The sequence below is a fragment of the Streptomyces sp. NPDC127595 genome (genome assembly GCF_042671685.1).
Lineage (GTDB): Bacteria > Actinomycetota > Actinomycetes > Streptomycetales > Streptomycetaceae > Streptomyces.
In genome coordinates this window covers 19,818-44,356 of record NZ_JBHXWK010000001.1, presented here as the reverse complement: position 1 = coordinate 44,356, position 24,539 = coordinate 19,818, and the positions used below count along the sequence as shown (strand labels likewise).

The following is a 24,539-nucleotide window of genomic DNA, read 5'->3' as shown; positions in this document are numbered from 1 at the left end:
GCGTCAGCCGTCCGTATCGGAAATCCGGATCAACAAGCCCGTGAACTGCTCCCGTTCGGCCGTCGAGAGCGAGGCGAGCAGTTCGTCGTTCGCCTCGCGCGCCGCCTTCTCGCAACGCTTCAGGAGCCGGCGCCCCTCCTCGGTGATCGACACCGCGTTCTTGCGGCGGTCCGCGGGGTCCGGCTCCCGGACGACCAGGCCGGCGGACTGCAGGTCGTTCAGGACGCCGACCAGGTCCTTGGGGTCGAGCCGGATACCGCGGCCCAGCTCCGCCTGGGCGACGGGGCCGAGGTCCGAGACGGCGGAGAGCGCCACGTGGTGCCACACCTTCATGCCCTCGGCGGCCAGCGCCTCGGCGACGAGCGCGCGGCCATGGGCTGCCGCCCGGCCGAGGAGCCAGCTGGGGAGCGCACGAATGGCGGACAGAGACGCAGACACACAAACATCCTATCCAATAATCATTGGACATCCCAACGATTCTCTGGATATCGTTGGGACTCCCAACGAATCAATGCCCTCAGGAGGACGCTGCGTGACCGCACCGCGGAGCACCCCTGGCACAGCGATACCCCGGCCCTGACACCTCGTCACCAGTTGTCCAGCCGTATGAAGGGCAGGGCCGCACCATGCCGTCGAGTCTCCGCGCTCGTCTCAGATCGACCGTCACCGCCGTGCTGACCACCGCCTCGCTGCTCGCGCTGCCGGTCCCGGCCGGAGCCGAACCGGCTGCGGCGGCGAGCGAGTTCGAGCAGCAGGTGCTCTTCAAGGCCTCGCAGGATCCGGGCTACTCCTGCTTCCGCATCCCCGCCGTCGTACGGACGGCCAAGGGCACACTGCTGGCGTTCGCCGAAGGGCGGGTCCTCAACTGCGGGGACGCGGCCGACATCGACATCGTGGTCAAGCGGTCCACCGACGACGGCCGCACCTGGAGTCCGCTCCAGGTCGTCAACGAAGGCGACGGCGACACCCACGGGAACCCGGCACCCGTCGTGGACCGCGAGACCGGCCGCATCCTGCTGGCCGAGACCTACAACACGGGCCGGACGGACAGCGCGAACTGCGCGGTTCCCTGCGACCGCACCCCGCACATGCAGCACAGCGACGACGACGGCCTCACCTGGTCGCAGCCGCGCGACCTGAGCGAGGAACTCCTCCCGGCCCACTGGAACTCCTGGTACGCCACCGGTCCCGTGCACGGCATCCAGCTCACCGCCGGCGCGCACGCGGGACGCCTCGTCTTCGGCGTCAACACCGAGACGTGGGAGGGGAGCCGGCCCATCACCAACCACGCGGCGCTGATCACCAGTGACGACGGCGGCGAGCACTGGGCCATCGGCGCGACCGACTCGTGGCCCATCGCCGACGACGGGACCTTCCGCCAGAAGCCGTCCGAGATCGCGCTCACGGAGCGCGCGGACGGGTCCGTCCTGGTCAGCGGGCGCGAGCAGGACGGCGCCGACCTCGGGCACCGCACCCAGGCCGTCAGCAGCGACGGCGGCAGCACCTTCGCCGCGCCCTTCAAGGACATCCCGGATCTCTACACACCCCAGGTTCAGGGCTCCCTGCTGCGGCTGGGCAACCGGCTGCTGCTCGCCTGCCCCGGCGACCCGGACCGCCGCCGGACGATGATGATCCGCTCCTCGTACGACGAAGGGGCCACCTGGGAGAGCGTGGACCGCGGCACGGTCGTCACGACGGACTGGTCCGGCTACTCGGACATGGTCGCGATCGACTCCGGCACCGTGGGCCTGCTGTACGAGGGCGGCGCCGTCGACGCGCGCGACGAGATCCGCTTCGCCCGCTTCACCGAGGACTGGCTGAAGCCCAGCCGCGGCGCGGACCCGACGACCCTCGACCTGGCACCGGGCGCCGAGCCGGCCGCGGTCCTCGGCGGCGCCCGGGAGACGCCGGGCGTGCTCGGCGGCGCGCTCCAGTTCGACGGCACCGACGACGCCGTACGCCTGCCCTACCGGGAGCAACTCCCGCTCGGAAGCAAGGCCTTCACCGCCTCCCTGTGGTTCCGCTACACGGCCACCACCGGTGAACAGCCACTGCTGTGGATGGGCGGCTCCGGCAACTCGCAGCCGCAGGTGTGGCTGCGCGGCGAGCCCGAGTCCGGCCGCATCACGGGGCTGATCACCACCCGGGACGGCGCGGCGCCCCCGACCACGACGTCCGTGCGCACCATGGGCGCGTACAACGACGGTCAGTGGCACCACCTGGCGCTGCGCCGCGGGGACGGGCAGCTGACGCTGTTCATCGACGGTACGTCGCTCAGCTCGGCGGACCTGCCCGGATCGGTCAGCCGGAACTCGCCGTTCGGGGTGCACATCGGGCAACGGATGGACGGCCGGGCGCACTTCACCGGCGCGATCGACGAAGTCCGGCTCGACGCGCGGGCGTTGACCGACGAGGAGCTGACCGACCTGCGCACGGACAACTTCCTCCCTGTGACGCAGGACACGGTGCTGTGGCTGCCCATGGACCACGTGAGCGGCGGCCGCTAACGTCCCGTGCGTGCCGGACGCCGCAGGAGCACGACGCCAGAACGGGACCGCGCTCGGCATCCTGCTCGCCCTAGTCTGCGCCGCCGTACTGCTCACCGCCCTCCCGGACGACGACCGGGAGGGCGGCGACGCGTGCACGGCTCGTACGCTCACGTCCTGGACCGCCGAGGAGCGGCTCACGGACGAGTTCGCGCGGTACGGGGACGACGCCTCACGCGTCGACGACTGGACCGGCGGCGACGGCACGCACTCGGTGCGGCTGCCGGACGGGCGGTTGCTGTGGCTGTTCTCGGACACCTATCTCGGCCAGGTGTACGCGCCGCCGAACCCGGTGGGCGAGTCCTTCGCCTGGCGCGACGCCTCGGCTCCGCTGGTGCGCAACTCGGCCGTGGTGATGTCGGAGTCCGGGCGCCTGGAGACCACGCTCCCCGCGCCGGTCTTCCCCGATCCGGCGCCGCAGCAGTGGCGCTGGCCGGTCGCGGCACAGGTCGAGCCGCGCTCCCCCGGCTCCTCCGAGCAGGTGCTGCGCGTCCTGCTGTGGACCCGTACGGCGGGCCAGGCCCCGTGGATCTACGGGGTGCCCACGGCCACCGAGGTCGCCACGCTCTCCCTCCCGGACCTGCGGCTCGAAGGCATCACGACGGTCCTGGACCAGAGTTCCGTCGCGGATCCCTCCCGGCGCGTGCTGTTCGGCACCACGACGGTCGACGCGGGCGAGTGGACGTACGTCTTCGGCGGCGACGACGGGCAGGCCGCCTCCCGGCCGGCCTCGAAGGCGTACGTGGCGCGCGTGCCGCGCGGCGGGCTCGCCGAGCCGGGGGCCTGGGAGTACTGGGACGGCGAGCGCTGGGCGGCGCGGGCGGCTCCGCGGCCGGTTCTGGGGGACGGGCAGCGCACGGGGGTGGGCAGCGCGTTCAGCGTGGTGCGTGACGACGGGACGTACGTGCTGTTCACGATGGCGGCGGGGACCGCGGGACTGAGCACGGTCACGTCGTACTGGGCGTGCTCGCCGACGGGGCCCTGGCACGGGCCCACCCGGAGTTTCAGTCCGGAGCTGCCGCAGGGCGAGGTGGCGGCGTACAACCCCCAGGTGCACCTGGAGTTGAGCGACGAGGACCGGCTCGTGCTGAGCTACGACGTCAACTGGCTGGACGCGACAGGTGCTTCGGCGCAGGCGAACCTCAGCCGGAATGTGTCGCTGTACCGGCCACGATTCTTGACCCTGCGACTGGGGTCCGATCCCTGACCACCTCGGGGTCGAGGGAGCGCCGCTTGGCGATCACCGCGCACACCATCAACTGCATCTGGTGGAAGAGCACCAGCGGCAGCACGGCGAGTGAGGCGTGCGCGCCGAACAGCACGCCGGCCATGGGGAGTCCGGAGGCCAGGGACTTCTTCGACCCGGCGAACTGGACGGTGATCCGGTCCTCCCGGTTGAAGCCCAGCGCCTTCGCGCCGTACCAGGTGACCGTGAGCATCACGGCCAGCAGCACGGCCTCGACCAGCAGGAGCCCGGCCAGCCGGGCGGGGCTGACCGCGTGCCAGATGCCGTGCACCATGCCCTCGCTGAACGCCGTGTAGACCACCAGGAGGATCGAGCCGCGGTCGACATATCCGAGGAGCTTCCTGTGCCGCACGATGAAGGTGCCGATCCAGCGCCGCAACACCTGTCCGGCCACGAACGGCACGAGGAGCTGGAGCACGATCTCGACGATCGAGTCGGCGGAGAAGCCGCCGCTGCCGCCGAGCAGCGAGGCCGCGAGCAGCGGCGTGACCACGATGCCGGCCAGCGAGGAGAAGGAGCCCGCGCAGATCGCGGCGGGCACGTTGCCGCGCGCCATCGAGGTGAAGGCGATCGACGACTGGACGGTCGAGGGGACGAGCGTGAGGAAGAGCAGGCCCTGGTAGAGCGGGTCGGTCAGGAACACCGGTTCGAGGCCGCGGGCGGCGAGCCCGAGCAGCGGGAACGCCACGAAGGTGCAGACGAGAACGGCGGTGTGCAGCCGCCAGTGGCGCAGTCCGTCGATCGCCTCACGGGTGGAGAGGCGCGCTCCGTAGAGGAAGAAGAGGAAGGCGATCGCACCCGTCGAGGCGCCCGAGGCGACGTCGGCGCCCGTACCCCGCGCGGGCAGCAGCGCGGCGAGGCCGACTGTTCCGAGCAGCATCAGGATGTACGGGTCGATCGGCATCCAAGCCGGCCACTTCAGGCGTCTCACGGTTCTCCACTGCTCGTTCTGTGCGGGTTTCAGTACGTCATCGTCTGAGGTGGGTCGTGCCCTCTCCATCGTCCTCCCCCCGAGCGCAATCGGGAATCCTTCACACTGCTCTGACTGTCATCACGTCTCGCGATAACATCCGGACATGTACGACCCGTCCCAGCTGCGTACCTTCCTCGCGGTGGCGCAAACGCTGAGCTTCACCCAGGCCGCCCGGCGCCTGGGGCTGCGCCAGTCCACGGTCAGCCAGCACGTACGGCGTCTGGAGGACGCCACCGGACGGCAGCTGTTCACCCGCGACACGCACTCCGTGGAGCTCACGGAGGACGGCGAGGCGATGCTCGGTTTCGCCCGCCGGCTGCTGGACGTGCAGGAGCAGGCGACGGCCTTCTTCACGGGGACCCGGCTGCGCGGCCGGCTGCGGTTCGGCGCCTCCGAGGACTTCGTCCTCACCCGGCTCACGGAGATCCTGGAGAGCTTCCGGTACGACCATCCCGAGGTGGACCTGGAGCTGACCGTCGAACTGTCCGGCACGCTCCACGAACACCTCGCGGCGGGCAAGCTCGACCTGGTGCTGGCGAAGCGGCGGCCCGAGGACCCGCGCGGCGAACTCGTCCGGCACGACCGCCTGGTGTGGATCGGCGCGGAACGCCTCCGCCTGGATCCCGACCGCCCGGTCCCGCTGATCGTCTACCCGCCGCCGGGCATCACACGGGCCCTGGCGCTGGAGGCGCTGGAACGCCAGGGCCGGTCGTGGCGGATCGCGTGCACCAGCGGCAGCCTCAACGGACTCATCGCGGCGGCCAGGGCCGGGCTGGGCGTCATGGCCCACTCAAGGGGACTCATCCCGCCGGGGCTGGTCCGGGTCCCCGAGCGGGCCGGGCTGCCGGAACTGGGCGAGGTCGACTTCGTCCTGCTGCACGGGCGGCGCCGGAGGGCGGCCCAGGGGGCGGCGGACGCGCTGGCGGCGGCGATTCTCGGGGGCGGGGACCGATTGCGGCGGGGCTAGCCTGGCGGGCGGCGGCGCCGCTGACAGCAGGGCGCCCATCCGGTGACAGTGGGTGACACTCAAGGGCCGGAAGAGGACTTCCAACCCGGCATCCGGTGCGGAACGGCTCGTACAGATTCGGTGGAGATTACGGGACGGAAACCTACGGAACCGTAAGAGTTTCCGGCCGGCCCTTCCCCATGTGCGGGCATTTCCGCGACATGTGTGGGCATTTCCGCGACTGACCAGTAGGTATGCCTAACCTCTGTGCGCTCCGACCCCCCTCCCGCCCCGCCTCACGGTGAGGTAGCTTTCACGGCGCTGTGCGGAGCGCCACTAGGAGCGGATTTGCGCGAGTTCACCAACCCTCCGTTGGCGTCGGCGCCGCCGGTGGGCGGTTTGGCCGACGTCGTCTTCGATCATGCCCAGGAGGACCCGCTCCACATCGCCCTCGGCCGCAAGGACGAGCAGGGGCAATGGCGTGATGTGACCTCCGCCGAGTTCCGCGACGAGGTGCTCGCGCTGGCCAAGGGGCTCCTCTCCGAGGGGATCCGGTTCGGGGACCGGGTCGCGATCATGTGCCGTACGCGCTACGAGTGGACGCTCTTCGACTACGCGCTCTGGACGATCGGCGCCCAGGTCGTACCCATCTACTCCACCTCCTCGGCCGAGCAGGTCTTCTGGATGCTGTACGACGCACAGGTGTCGGCCGTCATGGTGGAGCACGAGGACCACGCGATGACGATCGCCACGGTCGTGGACCGGCTGCCGCAGCTCCACAAGCTGTGGCAGCTCGACGTCGGCGCGGTGCACGAGCTCTACGAGGCGGGCGCGCACATCGAGGACGAGGTCGTCCACCGGCACCGGCGCGCGGTCACACCCGAGTCGGTCGCGACGATCATCTACACCTCGGGCACCACCGGGCGCCCCAAGGGCTGTGTCATCTCCCACGCGAACTTCATGTTCGAGGCGGACACCGTCATCGAACGCTGGGAGCCGGTCTTCCACTCCAAGCGCGGCGACGAGGCGGCCACGCTGCTGTTCCTGCCGCTCGCGCATGTCTTCGGACGCATGGTGCAGGTCGCCGCGATCCGCGGGCGGGTCAAGTTCGGGCACCAGCCGCAGCTCAACGCCGCGGCCCTGCTGCCGGACCTGGCCGCCTTCCAGCCGACGTTCTTCCTCGCGGTCCCGTACATCTTCGAGAAGGTCTTCAACGCGGCCCGCCGCAAGGCCGAGAAGGAAGGCAGATCGGGTCCCTTCGAGAAGGCCGTCGACATCGCCGTGCGGTACGCGGAGGCGATCGAGGCGAAGGCCTGGGGCATCGGTCCCGGCCCCTCGGCCGGTCTCCGCATGCAGCACCAGGTCTTCGACAAGCTCGTCTACTCCAAGGTCCGGGCCGCGATGGGCGGCCGGGTGAAGCACGCGATGTCGGGCGGCTCGGCGATGGACCGGCGGCTCGGGCTGTTCTTCGCGGGCGCGGGCGTCTTCATCTACGAGGGGTACGGGCTCACCGAGTCCACGGCGGCCGCGACCGCCAACCCGCCCGAGCGCACCCGGTTCGGCACCGTGGGGCAGGCCATCCCCGGCACCACCGTGCACATCGCGGACGACGGCGAGATCTGGCTGCGCGGCGACAACGTCTTCCAGGGCTATCTGAACGACCCCAAGGCCACCGACGCCACCCTGCACGACGGCTGGCTCGCCACCGGCGACCTGGGCTCGCTCGACGAGGACGGCTACCTCACCATCACCGGGCGCAAGAAGGAGATCCTGGTGACCTCCGGCGGCAAGAGCGTCTCGCCCGGGGTGCTGGAGGAGCGCGTACGCGACCATCCGCTGGTCGCCCAGTGCATCGTCGTCGGCAACGACCGCCCCTACATCGCCGCGCTCGTCACTCTCGACTCCGAGTCCGTCGAGCACTGGCTCCAGATGCGCGGCAAGGAGCGGATGGCCCCGGCCGACCTCGTGCGCGACCCCGACCTGGAGACCGAGGTACGGCGTGCGGTGGTCACCGCGAACACGCTGGTGTCGCAGGCCGAGTCGATCCGTACGTTCCGGATACTGGCCCACCAGTTCACCGAGGAGCACGGGCTGCTGACGCCCTCTCTGAAGCTGAAGCGGAAGGCGATCGAGGACGCGTACTCGGCGGAGGTCGAGGCGCTCTACAAGGCGTGAGCCCCTCCTCGTCCTACAGGCGTGAGCCTCCTCGTCTCACCAGGCGTGAGCCTCCTCGCTAGGCGCGGTGGCGGGGTCGGTCGGGTGGCGAATCCACCGACCAGGAATGCGACACGGCCCGTGATCGTTGACGATGGTGGTATCACCCGACGACTGAAGGATCGAGAGCTCGTGAGCAAGGTCCCCCCGATCATCCTGAACAACGGCGTCGAGATGCCGCAGCTCGGTTTCGGCGTCTGGCAGGTGCCGGACGACGAGGCGGAGCGGGCGGTCGCCACCGCGCTGGAGGCCGGGTACCGCAGCATCGACACGGCTGCGATCTACGGCAACGAAGAGGGCACCGGCAAGGCGATCACCGCCTCCGAAGTCGCCCGTGAGAATCTCTTCGTCACCACCAAGCTGTGGAATGGCGACCAGGGGTACGACTCCACCCTGCGCGCGTTCGACACGTCCCTGGAGAAGCTCGGCCTGGAGTACGTGGATCTGTACCTGATCCACTGGCCGACGCCCAAGCGGGGCAAGTACGTCGACACGTACAAGGCCTTCGAGAAGATCTACGCGGACGGCCGCGCCAAGGCCATCGGTGTCTCCAACTTCCTTCCGGAGCACCTGGAGTCGCTGATCGAGGCGACATCCGTCATCCCGGCCGTCAACCAGATCGAGCTGCACCCGCAACTTCAGCAGATCGCGGCGCGTGAGTTCCACGCGGAGCAGGGCATCGCCACCGAGGCCTGGTCCCCGCTCGGCTCGGGCAGGGGCCTCCTCGAAGTGCCGGCGATCGTGGCCATCTCCCAGAAGCACGGCCGCACCCCGGCCCAGATCGTGCTGCGCTGGCACCTTCAGCTGGGGAACGTCGTGATCCCCAAGTCCGTGACCCCGTCCCGGATCAAGGAGAACATCGACGTCTTCGACTTCTCCCTGGACGCCGAGGACATCGCGGCGATCTCCGCCCTGAACGAGAACCGCCGCCTGGGTCCCGACCCGGCGACGTTCAACGGCGCCTGACCCGCACAGACACCGGGATCGGCCCGGATGCGCACCGCGCGTCCGGGCCGACGTCGTACTCGGAGGGTCCGTCAGACCGGCTGCCCGATCGGCCGCACCACCACCGTGTTCACATCGACCCCTTCCGGCTGCCGGATCGCCCAGACGATCGACTCGGCGAGCTGGTCGGCAGTCAGCAGATGGCCGGGCGGCAGGCTGCCGTAGCTGTCCCAGAACGGGGTCTCCACGCGCCCGGGCGAGATCAGGGTGACGCCGACCCCGAACTCGGTGACCTGACGCCGGGTGTTCTCGGCGAGCCCGGTGACGGCCCACTTCGTCGCCCCGTAGATGTTGCCCGGGCCGTGCACATGACCCGCGACGCTGCCGACCAGCACGATCCGCCCCCGCGTCTCCTTGAGGGCGTCGATGGAGGCCCTGATCAGCAGCGCGGGACCCAGCACGTTGGTCAGCACCATCTCGGGCCACCCCGCGGGGTCGCCCTCGGCGACGGTGTCGTGCGTGGCGAAGCCGGCGTTGGCGATGACGGTGTCGAGCCGCCCGAACTCCTTGAGCGTCGCCTCGACCGCCGCCTGCACATGGTCGTACTCGGCCGCGTTCCCGGCGATCGTCAACAGGCCCTCGGGGCGGCCGAGTTCCTCGGCGAATCCGCGCAGCCGCTCCTCGCCCCGCCCGGTGACCGTCACCCGGTGCCCGGCGTCAAGGAGCCTCCGTGCGACAGCGGCGCCGATACCGCTGCCGCCGCCGGTGATGAGCGCTACAGGCGAGTCGGTCATGGTTTCCCCCATACGTTGGCCATGCGGTTCAGGTGAACGCGGGAAGTCCATCATTTGGAGCGCGCTCGAAGTCAAGTGGCCTCAATCTCGGCCGGGCGGGGCATGCCTGGCGCCGGCGCCCCCAGCGGGAAACTCCGTTGCGTGCCGGGCGGGCGTCGACGGACAGTGGATCCATGAGCATGCCCACCCCACCGTCCGGCCTGACCGTGCGCCCGGCGACGTTCGACGACGCGGCGGCGGTGCACGCGCTGCTCAACGAGATCGACCTGCTGGAGATCGGTCGCGCCGACACCGAACTGACCGAGATCCAGACGGACTTGAAGCACCCCGAGACCGACCTGGAGCACGACTCCTGGCTGCTCTTCGACGACGCCCGGCTGGTCGGATACGGCCTGCTGTGGGACGAGTCCGGCGGCGAGCGGATCGACATGGACCTCTACACGCTGCCCGACCAGCCGCAGGGGACCCAGCACCTGTTCGGCCTGATGGAGACCCGGGCCGCGGAGCGCGCGGCCGCCAACGGGGCGGTACGAGCGGTGGTGCACCTGCACCTCAACATCGCCCCCACCCTGGACCTGGCGGCGTTGCGCGGACGGGGCTGGCTCCCGGTCCGCCGCTACAACGTGATGGACCGTCAACTGTCCGGCACCGCCGACCCCTTGCCTGCCCCTCCGCCCGGTGTGGCCCTGCGCCCCTGTCCCACCGAGCCGGACCGCCGACTCGCCCACGCACTGCTCCAGGAATCCTTCGCCGACCACTTCGACTTCCAGCCGCGTACGTACGAGCAGTGGCTGGACGACATCGACGCCGAGCGGGTCGACTGGTCACTGGTCTGGATCGCGCACCTCGACGGCCTCGGGGACGTGGCGGCGCTGCGCAGCACCGACAAGGGCGACTCGGCGGCCTGGATCGCCAGTATCGGCGTCCTGCGCAAGGCCCGGGGCCAGGGCCTTGGCAGTTATCTGCTGCGCCACGCCTTCGGGCACTTCGCGGCGCGGGGCCGCGACCGGATCGGCCTCGGCGTGGACACGGACAACAGCACGGGCGCGCTCGCGCTGTACGAACGGCACGGCATGACTCTCGACTTCGCCGTCGACACCTGGGAGCTGATCCGCCCGGTCTGACCGAGCGCGTCGCTCCCTGCTCCGGGGGCCGGCCGAGTGGCTACTCCGGCTTCACTCCCACGTACACGGTGTGTGCCATCAGCAGGAACGCGTCCGGCCGGTGATGCACGCTCGCCTTGTCGTCCGGGTCGAGGAGCCGGTCGAGGGTGGCGAGGTCGTCGGCGTCGAGGTGCTCGCCGAGGACCTCGCGGCGGTGGGTGAGGGCGGAGACGACGAAGGTGCGGGCGTCGTCCGCGAGGGGGGCGGGCAGGTCGAGGAGGAACGTGCGGGTGGCGGTGTGGCGCAGCCCGACGGCGTTCATCAGGGCGGGCCAGTCCTCCGTCTCGGCCACCGCACCGGGCAGCTCGGCCCGCATCGTGGTGAACCCCTCCTCCTGGATCGCGTCGATGCGGGACTGCAGGCCGGGGCGGCCGATCCCGAGGTCGCGCGGGAAGTAGCGCGCCGGCAGTCCGCCTTCCAGGAGGGCCACCGCGCCGCCGGGTGCGAGCGCCCGCGCGAAACCCGCGAGAGCGGCCCGCTGGTCGCCGACGTGGTGCAGGGACCTGCTGGCCCACAGCAGGTCGGCGGGGTATTCCAGGTCGTCAAGTCCGTCGTCGAGCTCGGTCCGCAGGGTGCTGAAGCGGTCGGCGAGGCCGAGCCTGTCGGCGCGCTCGCGGGCCCGCTCCAGGAGGGGTTCCACGGCGTCCACGGCGACGACCCGCGCCTGCGGGAAGGTGCCGGCGAGGAGACAGGCGACGACGCCGGGTCCGCTGCCCGCGTCCACGATCATCTCGGGCTCGGGCTGCCACTCACGCAGCCACGCCGCCACGCTCGCGTAGAGCGGGGAGGACAGCTCGGCCTCCTGTTCCAGGTAGGGCAGCATCTGGGCGAAGTCCATGTGCGCGTGGTCGTGCGCCGGGTGACCCTCATGCGTGTGGTCATGATCGTGTGCCATGTTCCGAGCCTCTCGTCCGGGTGTGGACAGCGTGCTCCGCCACTCCCGGAAACGGCTACTCGTGTTGCGCAAACAGCAAAATCCCGGGGCGGCACAGGTGCGTCGGCATCGGCCACAACACCGGGTACGCCGAACTGGGTCGCAGCCTCACCCGAGGGACGGTTTCCTGAAGGCCAGCAGGGTGAACTCCGGGTCGGTACGCGGGACTTCCTGTTCGGGGAGAGCCTCGATGCGGGCGATGAACTGCTCGGTCAAGGGGTCGTCCGGCGCCAGCTGGGTGAACCAGCCCCGGCGCAGGTCCGCCGTCGTGCCGCGGGGGCTGCGGCCCTGACCGTGGCCCCGGAACCGGGCCCGGCCCGCCGGGACGAGTCCGTGCTCGACGGCGTACGACGCGACGCGCTCGGCCCGGTCCTGGGCGGGGCGGCGCGGCCGCGGGGCGAGCACGGCGTCGATGTCGCTGCCGACGTCGTGCGCGGCGGCCTTGTCGACGGTGGTGACGTACACCCCGCCTGGCCGCAGCACCCTCGCGCACTCGGAGACGACGGCCCGCGCGTCCCCGGGGCGGTCCATCAGATGCAACAGCCACACAGTGGTCACGGCGTCGAACTCCCCTTCGGGGAAAGGAAGTCGGCGGCTGTCGGCGAGTGCCACGGCGCCCGGCAGCCGGGCCGCCGCCATCCGCGCCATGCCGTCCGCGGCGTCCACTCCCGTCACCCGCAGTCCCGGGCGCCCGGCTGCCAGCCGCCGGGTGACCATCCCGGTGCCGCAGGCCACGTCGAGCAGAGTGCGCGCGGTTTCGGGGACGAGGCCGAGTACGGCGTCGGCGGCCGCCGTGGCCCTCGGCTCACCGCCGCGCGTGCTGTCGTACGCCTCGGCTTCCTTGTCGTAGTCCAGCATGCGGGTCAGCGCGCGCCGTGCCCGGGGGCCAGTTCCTCGACCCTGCGGGCGAGCGTGAGGTCGAGCTCCGTGACCGCGCCGCCGACGCTGTGGGTGTTCACGGTGAGGGCGACGGTGTTGTAGCCGAGGGTGAGGTCGGAGTGGTGGTCGAGTTCGTCCTGCACCTGCGCGATGTGCACGACCAGACCGGTCGCCGCGAAGTGCGAGCCGAGCCGGTAGGTGCGGGCAATCCGGTCGCCGTCCAGGGACCAGCCCGGCAGCTCCGCCAGTTGCTCCTCGATCTCCTTCTGCGCCAGCGGTTCGACGGGCATGACCTGGGCTCCATTCGTACGGCGAGAGGGTGCGTTCGGGGCTGTTCCTCAGCGTGCCACAGTCCCCGGAACCCGGCTCCGGCTGAGCTCCCGGTGGACGCGCTCAGGCCCGTACGCACTCCGCCGCGAAGTCGTCCGCCAGGACCGTGATCGTGGCGCGTCCCTCGATCCGCTCCAGCCATTCGTGCGGCAGCCCGTGGTCGCCGTGCAGGGCGCCTAGGAGGTTGCCGCAGAGGGAGCCGGTGGAGTCGCTGTCGCCGGAGTGGTTGACGGAGAGGAGGAGGGCGTCGGTGACCTGGGGGGTGGCGAGGGCGCTGTAGACGCCGATGGCCAGGGCCTCCTCGGCGATCCAGCCGGCGCCGAGGGATTCGAGCTTCTCGGCGCTCGGGGCGCCTTCGGAGGCCAGGTCGAGGGCCCTGTTCAGGGCGGCCGTCGTCTCCTCGTGGCCGGGGTGGCGGCCCAGCAGCCGCAGCGTGCGCAGGACGGCGCCCTCCAGGGAGTCGCCGGAGACCAGGTGCGTGACGATCGCGGCGAGAGCGCCGGAGGCGTAGTAGCCCGTGGGGTGGCCGTGGGTCATCTGGGCGCAGCGGGCGGCCATGCCGAACGCGGTCTCGGCCGATGTCCTGGCCAGGCCGAAGGGTGCCGAGCGCATGACCGCGCCGCAGCCCTTGGAGTCGGAGTTGACCGGCCCTGGCGGGCCGAGCACGGCCGCCGGGTCGGGGACGTGGTCCTCCTGCTGGAGTCCGGAGAGGCAGGCGTTGCCGGGCGCCCGTCGCGCGTACAGCCAGCTCTGCGCGGCGAGTCCGCCGTGGACGTCCTGGTCGGGGCCGGCCTTCAGCTGTGTGTCCAGCCACCGCCCGTACGCCCATCGCACCAGCCGGGACCAGCCGCCCCCGATGCCCTTCAGCCGCTCGCGCGTGTGCGCCTGCTGGACGCCCTCCGCCGTGAACAGGGTCATCTGCGTGTCGTCGCTGACGCGGCCCACCACGCCGTCGCCGTCGGGGACCAGGCCGGTCACCCCGCGGGGGCCGTGCGCGGCGCGGATCCGTTCCAGCGAGTCGAACTCGACGGGATAGCCGAGCGCGTCCCCGATCGCCCCGCCCAGCAGACAGCCGCGTACCCGTGCCCGGTAGACCGCCTCGGCCTCCCGGACCGGCCGCCGGTTCCCCATCTCGTTCACGCACCACTCCTCGACTACGGTCCTCGTATGAGCATTGTCGCGCCGAGTGCCTCCCCGCTTCCAAGTGCCCCCGCCGGCAAGGGCGTCGGGCCGCTGCTGCGCGGCTGGCGGGAGCAGCGGCGGGTGAGTCAGTTGGAGCTGGCGCTGCGGGCCGGTTCGTCTTCGCGGCACATCAGCTTCATCGAGACCGGCCGCTCCCGGCCGAGCGAGGAGATGGTGCTCAGGCTGGCCGAGCACCTGGAGGTCCCCGTCCGGGAACGCAACGCGCTGCTGCTGGCCGCCGGATACGCGCCCCACTACGCCGAGACCCCGCTCGACGACCCGGCGATGAACGCCCTGCGCGAGGGCGTGGAACGGCTGATCCAGGGCTACGAGCCGTATCCCGCGCTGGTGGTCGACGCCACCTACAACGTCCTCGCCGCGAACCAGGGCATCACCATGCTCCTGGACGGCATCCCCGAAGCCCTGCTCACGCCCCCGCTGAACGCGATGCGTCTCACCCTTCACCCCGAGGGCCTGGCGCCGCGCATCCGCAACCTCCACGCCTGGCGCGGCCACCTGCTCGACCAGATGGAACGGCAGGTCGCGCTCAGCCGCTCCGAGCCGCTGCGCGCGCTGTACGAGGAGGTGGCCGCGTACCCGGTCCCGGATCCCGGCCGGGAGGACGAACTCTTCGACGCCGTCCCCTGTTTCGCGCTCCCGATGCGGATCGAGCACGACGGCCGGGTCCTGTCCTTCGTCTCCTCCATCTCGACCTTCAACACCCCGATGGACGTGACGGTCTCCGAGCTGGCCATCGAGACGTTCCTCCCGGCCGACCCGGCGACGGCCAAGTACCTTCAGAGCCTCGTTTCCTGATCAGGGCCTCCTCTCCTGATCAGAGCCTCGTTTCCTGAGGCGAGGCCGGGGTGACCCGGCCGACCCTGTGAGGGCCGTGGGGGAACATGACACACTGCGCGTGTACTTCGGCGCTTGGGGAGGCGTGGCGTGAGTGAGCGGCGGCCCGCGCCCACGGTGGGTCAGGTGGTTCTGGGGCGGAGGCTCCAGGAGCTGCGGGAGAGAGCGGGCCTCAAGCGGGAGGAGGCCGCGCGCGTACTGCGTGTGGCCCCGGCGACCGTACGGCGGATGGAGATGGCCGAGGTCGCGCTCAAAATCCCTTACGTACAGGTGCTGTTGACGACCTACGGCGTGGCCTCCGACGAGGTGGCCGCCTTCGTCGGGCTCGCCGAGGACGCGAACCGGCCGGGCTGGTGGCAGCGGTTCCACGACGTGCTGCCGGAGTGGTTCAGCCTGTACGTCAGCCTGGAGGGCGCGGCCCGGCTGATCCGCTCGTACGAACCGCACTTCGTGCCCGGGCTGCTGCAGACCGAGGACTACGCGCGGGCCGTGCTGGAGGCGGGAACGGTCGGGCAGACGGGTCCGGAGGCCATCGAGCGGCATGTGGCGCTGCGGATGAAGCGGCAGGGTCTGCTCACCGGCGAGAACCCGCCCCACCTCTGGGTGATCATGGACGAGACGGCGCTGCGGCGCCCCGTGAGCATCGACAGCTCGGTCATGCGCGACCAGATCGACCGGCTTCTGGAAGAGGCCGAGCACGATCACATCACGCTCCAGGTCGCCGAGTTCGCGAACGGCCCGCACCCGGGGACGTACACGTCCTTCGCGCTGTTCCGCTTCGCGGAGCCGGAGCTGCCCGACATGGTCTACAGCGAGTACGTGTCCGGTGCCCTCTACCTCGACTCGCGCATCGAGGTGGCCCTGCACCTGGAGGTCCTGGACCACATGACGGCCCACGCGTCCTCCGCCCAGCGCACCAAGCAGATCCTCCAGGAGTTCCGGGCGCGCTTCTGAACTGCAGAAACGTACCCCCTGATCGCTGAACCCATCACTGAGCCCGTTGCCGAACGCAATTGAAGACCCGACACCGAGGAGCACTGTTGTGACCGGAAGTGACGCCGAGTCCATCCGTATCGACACCAGTCGGCCGCATCCCGCCCGGGTGTACGACTGGTGGCTGGGCGGCAAGGACAACTACCAGGTGGACGAGGAACTGGCCCGCAAGATCCTCGGCGTGGACGAGGCCGCGGTGCGCAGTGCGCGCTCCAACCGCCGGTTCATGCACCGGGCCACCCGGGTCGCGGCCCGGGCCGGGATTCGTCAGTTCCTGGACATCGGCACGGGCATTCCCACCGAGCCCAACCTCCACCAGGTCGCCCAGGAGATCGCCCCCGAGTCGAGGGTGGTCTACGCCGACAACGACCCGATCGTCCTGCGGCACGCCGAGGCACTGCTGCAGGGCACCGCCGAGGGCTCCACCGAGTACGTGCACGCCGACGTCCGCGACCCCGACACCATCCTGCGCCTGGCCTCCGAGTACCTGGATCTCGGCCGGCCCGTCGCGCTGTCGCTGGTCGCGCTCACCCACTACCTCGACGACGCTCCCGACGGCGACGACGTGTACGGCCTGGTCGGCAGGTACGTCAACGCCCTCGCCCCCGGCAGCTTCGTGGTCCTCTCCCAGGTCACCCCGGACCTCAGCGCCGCGACCATCGGGAAGGTCGCGGCACTCTTCCGGGAGAGCGGCACGCCCTTCCACCCGCGCACCCACGCCGAGTTCTCCCGCTTCCTGGACGGCCTGGAGCTGCTGGAGCCGGGCGTGGTCCCGGCCGTCGACTGGCGGCCCGAACCCGTGGACGTGGCCGCCAAGGCGGAGGGCATTGTGCCCCTGTACGCGGGGGTCGCCCGCAAGTCCTGACCCGTGTGGACGCCATGAGCGGACGCAATGCACTGCCCGCCCCCAGGTTCGACCTGGGGGCGGGCAAGGGCGCGTGCTGCGAGCTGCCCTGACGGCGGGGGCACTCCGGTCCGCGGCCGAGCCGCCGGCCCCGGTCGCCGTCCATGGGCGATGCATTTATGTTGGGTCGGGGGTACCTGGAGGCCGTCTTGGACCACTCGCCCGAAGCCACGTCCGTACCCGAGCCCGCGCGGGGCCTTCAGGCCGCGCCGCCCGGCGGCGATGTGCCGCAGGCCACCGGTGGCAGTCACGAGCACCGGTGGCTGATCCTCGCGGTGGTCGGTATCGCGCAGCTCATGGTCGTCCTCGACGCGACGATCGTGAACATCGCGCTGCCGTCCGCGCAGAAGGACCTGGGTTTCACCAACGGCAACCGCCAGTGGGTCGTCACCGCGTACGCGCTCGCCTTCGGCAGCCTGCTGCTGCTCGGCGGGCGCATCGCGGACCTGGTGGGCCGCAAGGTCGTGTTCCTCGCCGGGCTCGCGGGCTTCGCCCTGGCCTCCGCGCTCGGCGGTGCCGCGACCAGTTTCGCGATGCTGGTGGGGGCCCGTGCCCTCCAGGGGCTGTTCGGCGCGTTGCTCGCGCCGGCCGCCCTCTCGCTCCTCACGACGACGTTCACGGATCCACGCGAGCGCGCCAAGGCGTTCGGCATCTACGGCGCCATCGCGGGCGCGGGCGGCGCGGTGGGACTGCTCCTGGGCGGCGTACTCACCGAGTACCTGGACTGGCGCTGGTGCCTGTACGTGAACGTCTTCTTCGCCGCCGTGGCCATGGTCGGCGGGGCGCGGCTCCTGCACGCCGGAAAACCCGCGGACCGGCCCAAGCTGGATGTGCCGGGCACGCTTCTGGTGTCGGCCGGGCTGTTCTGCATCGTCTACGGGTTCTCGAACGCGGAGACGTCCTCGTGGAGCGACGTGAAGACGTGGGGCTTCCTCGTGGTCGGCGCGGTCCTTCTCGTGGGATTCGCCTGGTGGGAGACACGGGCCGAGCATCCACTGCTGCCGCTGCGCGTGGTCCTGGACCGCAACCGCGGCGCGTCGTACCTCGCGATGTTCATCGCCGGTGCCGGCATGTTCGGCGTCTTCCTCTTCCTGACCTACTACCTCCAGGAGATCCTGGACTACTCGCCGATCAAGACGGGGCTGGCGTTCCTGCCCATGGTCGCCGTGATGGTGGTCATGTCCGTGACCACGACCAACTACCTGGTGCCGAAGCTCGGTCCGAAACCGATCGTTCCGCTCGGCATGGCCCTCGCCTCGGCCGCGATGGCCTGGCTGACCGCGCTCGGTCTCCACAGCAACTACCCCCAGCACGTGCTGCCGCCGCTCCTGATGGCCGGCCTCGGCCTCGGCATGATCTTCGCCACGGCGATGAACCTGGCGACGTCCGGCGTCGCCGCGCACGATGCGGGCGTGGCCTCCGCGATGGTCAACACCAGCCAGCAGGTGGGCGGTTCGATCGGTACGGCCCTGCTCAACACCCTCGCCACGAGCGCGGCGACGAGCTACCTCGTCGGCAAGCAGCCCACGGCACAGGTGCAGGCGCAGGCCTCGATGGAGAGCTACTCGACCGCGTACTGGTGGTCGGCGCTGTTCTTCGCGATCGGGTTCGTCGTGACGCTGGCGCTCTACCGCCGCGAGGTGCCCACGCAGCAGGCGGCGAGCCAGGCGGTGCACATGTGACGCGGCCGGCCGCGACCCGATGCGGTTCGGGCCGCGGCCGGCGCGGCGGTGCTGAAGTCCGGCTGGTGCGGAGTTACTTGAGGGCTCGCTTGTCCGCCTTCAGGCTCTCGGTGAGCTTGAAGGTGATGAACTCGTTGTTGTCCGCCTTGCCGGGCGTACGGCCGGAGGAGAACGGGAAGTTGTTGTCGTTCAGGACTGCCAGCGTCCGGTTGTCGAGGAGGACGACGTCCTCGATCGTGGTGAACGGGAAGGTGAACGTCTCCCCGAAGCCGCCGAGGCCCTTCGGGTTCGCGATGTTCATCAGGTCGGCCACGAGGGTCTTGTCCATGACCCCGTCACCGTTGCGGTCGCGGGTGTCGGCGAGGTAGATCCGCTTGAACTTGGCGTCGGCGCCCTGGCCACCGTCACGCTCGATGACCAGGAAGCGGTTCCTGTCGACGGCGATGGCGTCACCGATGGCGTTGGAGGGCGACTCCAGCCGGTAGGTGAAACGCTTCCCGGTGTAGTCCCGGATCTTCAGGTCGAACTCGCTGAAGCGCAGGTCGCCGGGGGTGTCACCGTTGACCGTGCCTTCGAGCAGCGGGTAGAGGTGCCGGCCGTCGACCGAACGGACCATGCCCTCGAAGCCCTTGCTGCTGCCGGTGGTCGGCTGGGCACCGTTCAGGTACGGGTTCTCCGGCGCCTGCACTCCGTCGAGCGAGATCGGGGCTTCGAGAAGCTTGCCGGTCGAGGAGAAGTGCAGCAGGAACGGGCCGAACTCGTCGCCCAGCCAGTACGAGCCGTCGTACGCCCGCACGATGGACTCGACGTCGAAGTCGGCGCCGGTCAGCACCCGGTCGGTCCGGGTGAGCGGGAACGGCACCTTGTGGTACGGGTCGCTGAGGTTGAAGCCGCCCAGGACCTTGACCTTGCCGGTCTTGGTGTCCGGCTCGACGCGGTGTATGCGCAGCAGGAAGTCGGCGCTGTTGGCCTTGTTGCCGTAGCCGTTGTCGGACAGCACGTCGTAGCTGCCGTCGTGGCGGTTGACGGCGCCGCTGAAGCCCTGGACCGGCTGGTCGGCGAACGGGCCGGTGATGCCGTTGAACGGACCCGCGCCGACGGCCGAGCCGGACGGTTCGCTGTTCGGGACGAACGTCTCGGCCGGAAGCGAGGCGAAACCGGTCAGCGTGGCCTGGCCGAAGGGGGTGGTCCGACCGGAGGCGGTGGCCTCACCGGAAGCCGTGGCCTGACCGAGGTCCGTGGCCTGACCGAGGTCCGTCGTCTGACCGAGGTTCTCGGAGTCGCGGTCGGCCATGGCGGGCGACGCGAGTCCGACGGTCAGCGCGACTGCGCTGACCGTGATCGAAAGTCTCTTCATGACCCGCACGTTAGGGAGGCCGGGTGACGGGCGGCCGAACACCGGGCAACACCAGGCCCCGCTGTACTAGGCAGCACCACCCCTCGCATCCTTCCCCGTGTCCGCATCTCCACCCCTTTCCCTCTCTTCGTCCACGATCTCCGCGTCCACCACGCCCTCCTCCTCGCTCGGGGCATGCTCGGTGGCCGGCTCGTCCTGCGGGGGCGTCTGCGGCGGCGCCTGCTGGGCCTGCGCGTACATCGCCTGCCCCATCCGCTGGCTCACCGTGGCGAGCTTCTCGACGGCGGCCCGCAGCGCGCTCGTGTCGGCGGGCTCCTCCAGGAGTTCCTTCAGCTCCGCGATGGCGGACTCGACCTCCGGCTTCGTGTCGGAGGGGATGCGTTCCTCGTTCTCCCGGAGGAACTTCTCGGTCTGGTAGACGAGTTGCTCGGCCTGGTTGCGGGTCTCGGCGGCCTCACGGCGCCCGCGGTCCTCGTCGGCGTACTGCTCGGCCTCGCGCATCATGCGGTCGATGTCGTCCTTGGGGAGCGCGGAGCCGCCGGTGACGGTCATCTTCTGCTCGCGTTCCGTGGCGAGGTCCTTCGCGGAGACGTGCATGATCCCGTTGGCGTCGATGTCGAAGGCGACCTCGATCTGCGGCACCCCGCGCGGCGCGGGCGGCAGCCCCGTGAGGTCGAAGACGCCGAGCTTCTTGTTGTACGCGGCGATCTCGCGCTCGCCCTGGTAGACCTGGATGCCGACCGAGGGCTGATTGTCCACGGCGGTCGTGAAGATCTCCGAACGCCGGGTCGGGATCGTGGTGTTGCGCTCGATGAGCTTGGTCATGATGCCGCCCTTGGTCTCGATGCCCAGGGACAGCGGGGTGACGTCGAGCAGCAGGACGTCCTTGACGTCACCGCGGATGACACCCGCCTGGAGCGCGGCGCCCACGGCGACGACCTCGTCCGGGTTGACGCCCTTGTGCGGGTCCTTGCCGGTGAGTTCCTTCACCAGGTCGGTGACGGCCGGCATCCGGGTCGAGCCGCCGACCAGGATGACCCGGTCGACCACGGACAGCTTCACGCCCGCGTCCTTCACCGCCTGGTGGAAGGGGTTCTTGCAGCGGTCGAGCAGGTCGGCCGTCAGTTCCTGGAACTGGGCGCGCGTCAGCTTCTCGTCGAGGTGCAGCGGGCCGTCGGCGGTGGCGGTGATGTAGGGCAGGTTGACGGTGGTCTCGGAGGCGCTGGACAGCTCGATCTTGGCCTTCTCGGCGCCCTCGCGCAGCCGTTGCAGCGCCATCTTGTCGTGTCCGAGGTCGATACCGTGCGAGGCCTTGAACCGCTGGGCGAGATGCTCGACGATCCGCTGGTCCCAGTCGTCGCCGCCCAGTTTGGTGTCACCGTTGGTGGCCTTGACCTCGATCACGCCGTCGCCGATCTCCAGGAGCGAGACGTCGAAGGTCCCGCCGCCCAGGTCGAAGACGAGTACGGTCTGCTCCTCGCCCCGGTCGAGCCCGTACGCCAGGGCCGCGGCCGTCGGTTCGTTGATGATCCGCAGGACCTTGAGCCCCGCGATCTCGCCCGCCTCCTTGGTGGCCTGGCGCTGCGCGTCGTCGAAGTAGGCGGGCACGGTGATCACGGCGTCCGTGACGTCCTCGCCGAGATACGCCTCGGCGTCCCGCTTCAGCTTCTGCAGGACGCGCGCGGCCAGCTCCTGCGCGCGGTACCGGGTGCCGTCGATGGCGCCCGTCTCCGGAAAGCGCCAGCTCGCATCTCCCATGTGACGCTTGGCGGAACGCGCGGTGCGCTCCACGTTCGTCACGGCCTGCCGCTTGGCGACCTCCCCGACGAGCACCTCGCCGTTCTTGGCGAAGGCCACCACGGAGGGCGTGGTGCGCGCACCCTCCGCGTTGGCCACGACCGTGGGGTCGCCGCCTTCCAGAACAGCGACCACGGAGTTCGTCGTACCGAGATCGATCCCGACCGCACGTGCCATGTCCGTCCCCTTCCGCCCGGTTCTGCCCGCCCCCAAGCACAAAACTTGAGTGCGTTCTTGTCAATGGGGCGGGAGCCCCGGGTGGGGACGGGCGGGCATGGGCGGGCCCGGACGGAGGCCTTGTACGGCGGCCCGGAACATGACGGCGCCGCGACCCCCTCCGGGGACCGCGGCGCCGTAGTGCCTACTGGACCGTCAGGCGAGCTTCGCCGACAGGGTGATCGTCGTGCCGGTGAGCGCCTGGCTTACCGGGCAGTTCTTCTTGGCGTCCTCGGCCGCGGCGATGAAGGCGTCCTCTTCGATGCCCGGCACCGTGCCCTCGACGGTGAGGTGGATGCCGGTGATGCCCTCGCCCGGCTGGAAGCTGACGTCGGCGGAGGTGACGAGCTTGGTGGGCGGGGTACCGGCCCCCGCGAGGGCGTGCGAGAACGCCATGGAGAAGCAGCTGGAGTGGGCGGCCGCGATCAGCTCCTCGGGGCTGGTCTTGCCGTTCGCGTCCTGGGAGCGCGACGCCCACGTCACGGGCTGCTCGTCGATGGCGCCGGAGGAGTCGAAGGTGACGACGCCGTTGCCCTCGAGCAGGTTGCCTTCCCAGACGGTGTGTGCAGAGCGCGTGGTTGCCACGATGAGTCCTTTCGGGTGTGGTCCCGTTACCGGGGTTCCGTATCCCCCATCCGATCACACCTCCGCCCGGACCACCCAGTTGATGCGGCTCGCGCCCCCTCAACTCACCCGGAACACCGGCCCCCGCGCGGTGAACGGCAGCCGCGCGCCCTGCGGAATCAGGTACGCGTGCTCGCGCCGTACCCGCAGGACGTCGCACCAGCCGTCCGTGATGACCAGCATGGGCGCGCCCGGCGGGAAGTCGTCCGCGCGGTGCAGCAGATCGATGCCCGGCTGCAGGACCGTACCGCCGCGCCCGCGCACCTGTACCCGCCCGGCGATCTCCGTCACCGGCAGATATCCGGCGTCGTGCGGGGCGGCGTCGCAGAAGACGACGCGTGCGGCCGGTACGTCACGGGCCTCGGCGTACGAGGCGATGGCACCCAGCGCCTTGCCGAGGAGCGTGCGGTCCATGGAGGCCGAGGTGTCGAGAACCACGCCGAAGGTGCAGCGGGCGATCTCCTCGGGCGGGAAGTAGCGGCCCGCGCGCGGGATGTCCGGGGTCGCCGCCTGGCGGCGGGAGGGACGCGCGTACGACCGCAGCGGCTCGGGGCGGGGCACGAACTCGTCGAACCAGCGGGCGAGTTGGGCGTCCCAGGCCAGCGGCGGATGGCTGAGCGCGCGGATCTCCTCGACCAGGCCGCCGGGCAGGAAGCCGCGCTCCTCCCGCTGGTGCAGGTCGAGTCCCTGGGCCAGGCCCCTGCGGTAGAACTCGTCGAGGTCCACGTAGTCGCGCGGTGAACCGAGCGGGCCGCCGAGCATGTCGCCGACGCCCTTGCCGCGCAGTGTGGACAGGCGGCGCATCCGGCGCAGGTCCGTCGCGATCCGGTCGTACACCTCCTCCGCCGACAGATCCCGCAATTCCACGTCGTACAGCAGCCCTTCGGGCATGACGCCGACCTGCATGTCGCACAGCCAGCCGTTGATGACGTAGTCCGCGGCGATGTTGAAGAGAAACTGGTCGCGGGTGCCGCAGCGGTCGCTGTGGCGCAGGGCGGCGTGCAGCATCTCGTGGGCGAGGACGAACCGCCATTCCTCGTCGTCGAATTGGCGCAGCGGGTTGATGTAGATCTCGGCCGCCTCCGCGTTGACCGCGGCGATGGAAATGCCGTGGGCGCGGGCGAGTTCGGCGTCGGCGACGACGGTGATGCCGGCCGCGATGCCACCGAGGAGGGGGTAGGAGGACACGAACCAGCTCAGCGCCTTCTCCCAGGGCTGCAGTTGGGTGGGGCCGCCGCGCATGGAGTCGCGGCGGCCGCCCGCCATGTCCATCGCGGCGGCCATGGTCCGGGTCAGCGCGTGTGCGAAGGCGAGCTGCCAGTCGGGCGCGGTGCCGCCGTTCCAGGTGTGCCAGGTCACCAGGAGCTGGTCCGGCTCACCACCGGCCGTACCGCAGCGCTCGTACTCCGCCGGAATCCCCTCGCGGCGCCAGCGCGCGGCGAGCTGCTCCTCGTCGCCGGCGGGGTAGGAGGCCGGCAGGTCCTCGGGGGTCTGGCCGATCGGGAAGCCGAGCAGGAAGCGGTTGACGACGGCACAGCGGGCGGCGAGGTCGAAGCGGTCGGGCTGCACGCGTTCGCCGGTGGCCGCCGGGACATGGCCGAAGCCGAGGTGGATGACGGCGTGCGCGGCGGCCCAGGCCCACTCGGCCGGCTCCGCGCGGCGGGTGGGGTGCACATGCAGCACTCCGCTGGAGTCGACGAGGACGAGGCCGTCGCGGGGCCCTGCCGGGCAGTCCTTCTGACGGCAGACACTGAACTCGACGGCGGCCAGCGCGCGGTTGCCCCGCACCAGCCGCATCCCCTCCGCGAAGGCCTCGGCGGCCGGATCCGGCTTCTCCTTGTCGCCCTGCTTGCGCCTACGGCTCACCGCCGCGCCTCCACCGTGCACTCGCTGCTCATCGCCGCGGCCCTGCCCTTCACTCGCTGCTCATCGCCGCGCCCCGACCCTGAATTCGCCGCT

At 70.6% G+C, this 24,539-nt stretch carries 21 protein-coding genes; 10 read left to right on the top strand and 11 right to left on the bottom strand.

Annotated features, from left to right (window positions below; all coding sequences use genetic code 11):
- Window positions 1-3: 3 nt before the first annotated feature.
- Complete coding sequence (locus ACFVKT_RS00195) at window positions 4-438, bottom strand: MarR family winged helix-turn-helix transcriptional regulator (RefSeq protein ID WP_385725922.1); 435 nt, start codon at window positions 436-438, stop codon at window positions 4-6.
- 188 nt (window positions 439-626) lie between these two features.
- On the opposite strand from ACFVKT_RS00195, the gene ACFVKT_RS00190 reads away from it, so the two are divergent.
- Together ACFVKT_RS00190 and ACFVKT_RS00185 are read left to right on the top strand one after the other, a co-directional pair.
- Entirely contained in the window at window positions 627-2,507 is a 1,881-nt protein-coding gene (locus ACFVKT_RS00190) for an exo-alpha-sialidase (RefSeq protein ID WP_385725920.1), read from the top strand.
- Window positions 2,508-2,517: 10 nt separating this feature from the next.
- Window positions 2,518-3,753 (top strand): DUF4185 domain-containing protein, encoded by a 1,236-nt coding sequence (locus tag ACFVKT_RS00185; protein ID WP_385725918.1) that lies wholly within the window; start codon window positions 2,518-2,520, stop codon window positions 3,751-3,753.
- On the opposite strand, the gene ACFVKT_RS00180 is transcribed toward ACFVKT_RS00185, so the two are convergent.
- Complete coding sequence (locus tag ACFVKT_RS00180) at window positions 3,689-4,723, bottom strand: bile acid:sodium symporter family protein (RefSeq protein WP_385725916.1); 1,035 nt, start codon at window positions 4,721-4,723, stop codon at window positions 3,689-3,691. The two genes, ACFVKT_RS00185 and ACFVKT_RS00180, sit on opposite strands and share 65 nt — an antisense overlap.
- Window positions 4,724-4,868: 145 nt before the next feature.
- Between ACFVKT_RS00180 and ACFVKT_RS00175 the strand changes: the two genes are divergently transcribed.
- From ACFVKT_RS00175 to ACFVKT_RS00165, 3 genes are all read left to right on the top strand, one after another.
- Entirely contained in the window at window positions 4,869-5,732 is an 864-nt protein-coding gene (locus ACFVKT_RS00175; RefSeq protein WP_385725914.1) for a LysR substrate-binding domain-containing protein, read from the top strand.
- Between the two features lie 327 nt (window positions 5,733-6,059).
- Window positions 6,060-7,886: an AMP-dependent synthetase/ligase gene (locus ACFVKT_RS00170; protein ID WP_385725912.1), complete on the top strand. Its 1,827-nt coding sequence runs from the start codon at window positions 6,060-6,062 to the stop codon at window positions 7,884-7,886.
- 213 nt (window positions 7,887-8,099) lie between these two features.
- On the top strand, window positions 8,100-8,891 hold the full coding sequence (locus ACFVKT_RS00165; protein WP_385728059.1) for an aldo/keto reductase: 792 nt from the start codon (window positions 8,100-8,102) through the stop codon (window positions 8,889-8,891).
- A 71-nt stretch (window positions 8,892-8,962) separates the two neighbouring features.
- On the opposite strand, the gene ACFVKT_RS00160 is transcribed toward ACFVKT_RS00165, so the two are convergent.
- Window positions 8,963-9,664 (bottom strand): SDR family oxidoreductase, encoded by a 702-nt coding sequence (locus ACFVKT_RS00160; protein WP_385725910.1) that lies wholly within the window; start codon window positions 9,662-9,664, stop codon window positions 8,963-8,965.
- A 173-nt stretch (window positions 9,665-9,837) separates the two neighbouring features.
- On the opposite strand from ACFVKT_RS00160, the gene ACFVKT_RS00155 reads away from it, so the two are divergent.
- The gene (locus tag ACFVKT_RS00155) at window positions 9,838-10,788 is read left to right on the top strand and encodes a GNAT family N-acetyltransferase (protein ID WP_385725908.1); all 951 of its coding nucleotides are present in this window, start codon (window positions 9,838-9,840) and stop codon (window positions 10,786-10,788) included.
- A 40-nt stretch (window positions 10,789-10,828) separates the two neighbouring features.
- On the opposite strand, the gene ACFVKT_RS00150 is transcribed toward ACFVKT_RS00155, so the two are convergent.
- The 4 genes from ACFVKT_RS00150 to ACFVKT_RS00135 all read right to left on the bottom strand — a co-directional run bounded on the left by ACFVKT_RS00150 (window position 10,829) and on the right by ACFVKT_RS00135 (window position 14,101).
- On the bottom strand, window positions 10,829-11,722 hold the full coding sequence (locus tag ACFVKT_RS00150) for a class I SAM-dependent methyltransferase (protein WP_385725906.1): 894 nt from the start codon (window positions 11,720-11,722) through the stop codon (window positions 10,829-10,831).
- A gap of 147 nt (window positions 11,723-11,869) precedes the next feature.
- Window positions 11,870-12,619: a class I SAM-dependent methyltransferase gene (locus ACFVKT_RS00145; RefSeq protein ID WP_385725904.1), complete on the bottom strand. Its 750-nt coding sequence runs from the start codon at window positions 12,617-12,619 to the stop codon at window positions 11,870-11,872.
- Between the two features lie 5 nt (window positions 12,620-12,624).
- On the bottom strand, window positions 12,625-12,930 hold the full coding sequence (locus ACFVKT_RS00140; protein ID WP_385725902.1) for a 4a-hydroxytetrahydrobiopterin dehydratase: 306 nt from the start codon (window positions 12,928-12,930) through the stop codon (window positions 12,625-12,627).
- Window positions 12,931-13,033: 103 nt separating this feature from the next.
- On the bottom strand, window positions 13,034-14,101 hold the full coding sequence (locus tag ACFVKT_RS00135; RefSeq protein ID WP_385728057.1) for an ADP-ribosylglycohydrolase family protein: 1,068 nt from the start codon (window positions 14,099-14,101) through the stop codon (window positions 13,034-13,036).
- Between the two features lie 36 nt (window positions 14,102-14,137).
- Between ACFVKT_RS00135 and ACFVKT_RS00130 the strand changes: the two genes are divergently transcribed.
- The 4 genes from ACFVKT_RS00130 (at window position 14,138) to ACFVKT_RS00115 (ending at window position 18,586) form a co-directional block, all read left to right on the top strand.
- The gene (locus tag ACFVKT_RS00130) at window positions 14,138-14,968 is read left to right on the top strand and encodes a helix-turn-helix domain-containing protein (protein WP_385725900.1); all 831 of its coding nucleotides are present in this window, start codon (window positions 14,138-14,140) and stop codon (window positions 14,966-14,968) included.
- Between the two features lie 129 nt (window positions 14,969-15,097).
- Window positions 15,098-15,961 carry a helix-turn-helix domain-containing protein gene (locus ACFVKT_RS00125; protein ID WP_385725898.1) on the top strand — a complete coding sequence of 288 codons (864 nt, stop codon included), beginning with the start codon at window positions 15,098-15,100 and terminating at the stop codon, window positions 15,959-15,961.
- Window positions 15,962-16,049: 88 nt separating this feature from the next.
- A complete protein-coding gene (locus tag ACFVKT_RS00120) occupies window positions 16,050-16,865 on the top strand; it encodes an SAM-dependent methyltransferase (protein ID WP_385725896.1) in 816 nt (271 codons plus the stop codon).
- Between the two features lie 263 nt (window positions 16,866-17,128).
- Window positions 17,129-18,586: a DHA2 family efflux MFS transporter permease subunit gene (locus tag ACFVKT_RS00115; protein ID WP_385728055.1), complete on the top strand. Its 1,458-nt coding sequence runs from the start codon at window positions 17,129-17,131 to the stop codon at window positions 18,584-18,586.
- Between the two features lie 73 nt (window positions 18,587-18,659).
- On the opposite strand, the gene ACFVKT_RS00110 is transcribed toward ACFVKT_RS00115, so the two are convergent.
- The 4 genes from ACFVKT_RS00110 to ACFVKT_RS00095 form a co-directional block, all read right to left on the bottom strand.
- Window positions 18,660-19,943 carry an esterase-like activity of phytase family protein gene (locus ACFVKT_RS00110; protein WP_385725894.1) on the bottom strand — a complete coding sequence of 428 codons (1,284 nt, stop codon included), beginning with the start codon at window positions 19,941-19,943 and terminating at the stop codon, window positions 18,660-18,662.
- A 66-nt stretch (window positions 19,944-20,009) separates the two neighbouring features.
- A complete protein-coding gene (gene dnaK, locus ACFVKT_RS00105) occupies window positions 20,010-21,917 on the bottom strand; it encodes a molecular chaperone DnaK (protein ID WP_385725892.1) in 1,908 nt (635 codons plus the stop codon).
- Between the two features lie 195 nt (window positions 21,918-22,112).
- On the bottom strand, window positions 22,113-22,541 hold the full coding sequence (locus tag ACFVKT_RS00100; RefSeq protein WP_385725890.1) for an OsmC family protein: 429 nt from the start codon (window positions 22,539-22,541) through the stop codon (window positions 22,113-22,115).
- 99 nt (window positions 22,542-22,640) lie between these two features.
- Window positions 22,641-24,377 carry a hypothetical protein gene (locus ACFVKT_RS00095; protein ID WP_385728053.1) on the bottom strand — a complete coding sequence of 579 codons (1,737 nt, stop codon included), beginning with the start codon at window positions 24,375-24,377 and terminating at the stop codon, window positions 22,641-22,643.
- Between the last annotated feature and the right edge of the window lie 162 nt (window positions 24,378-24,539).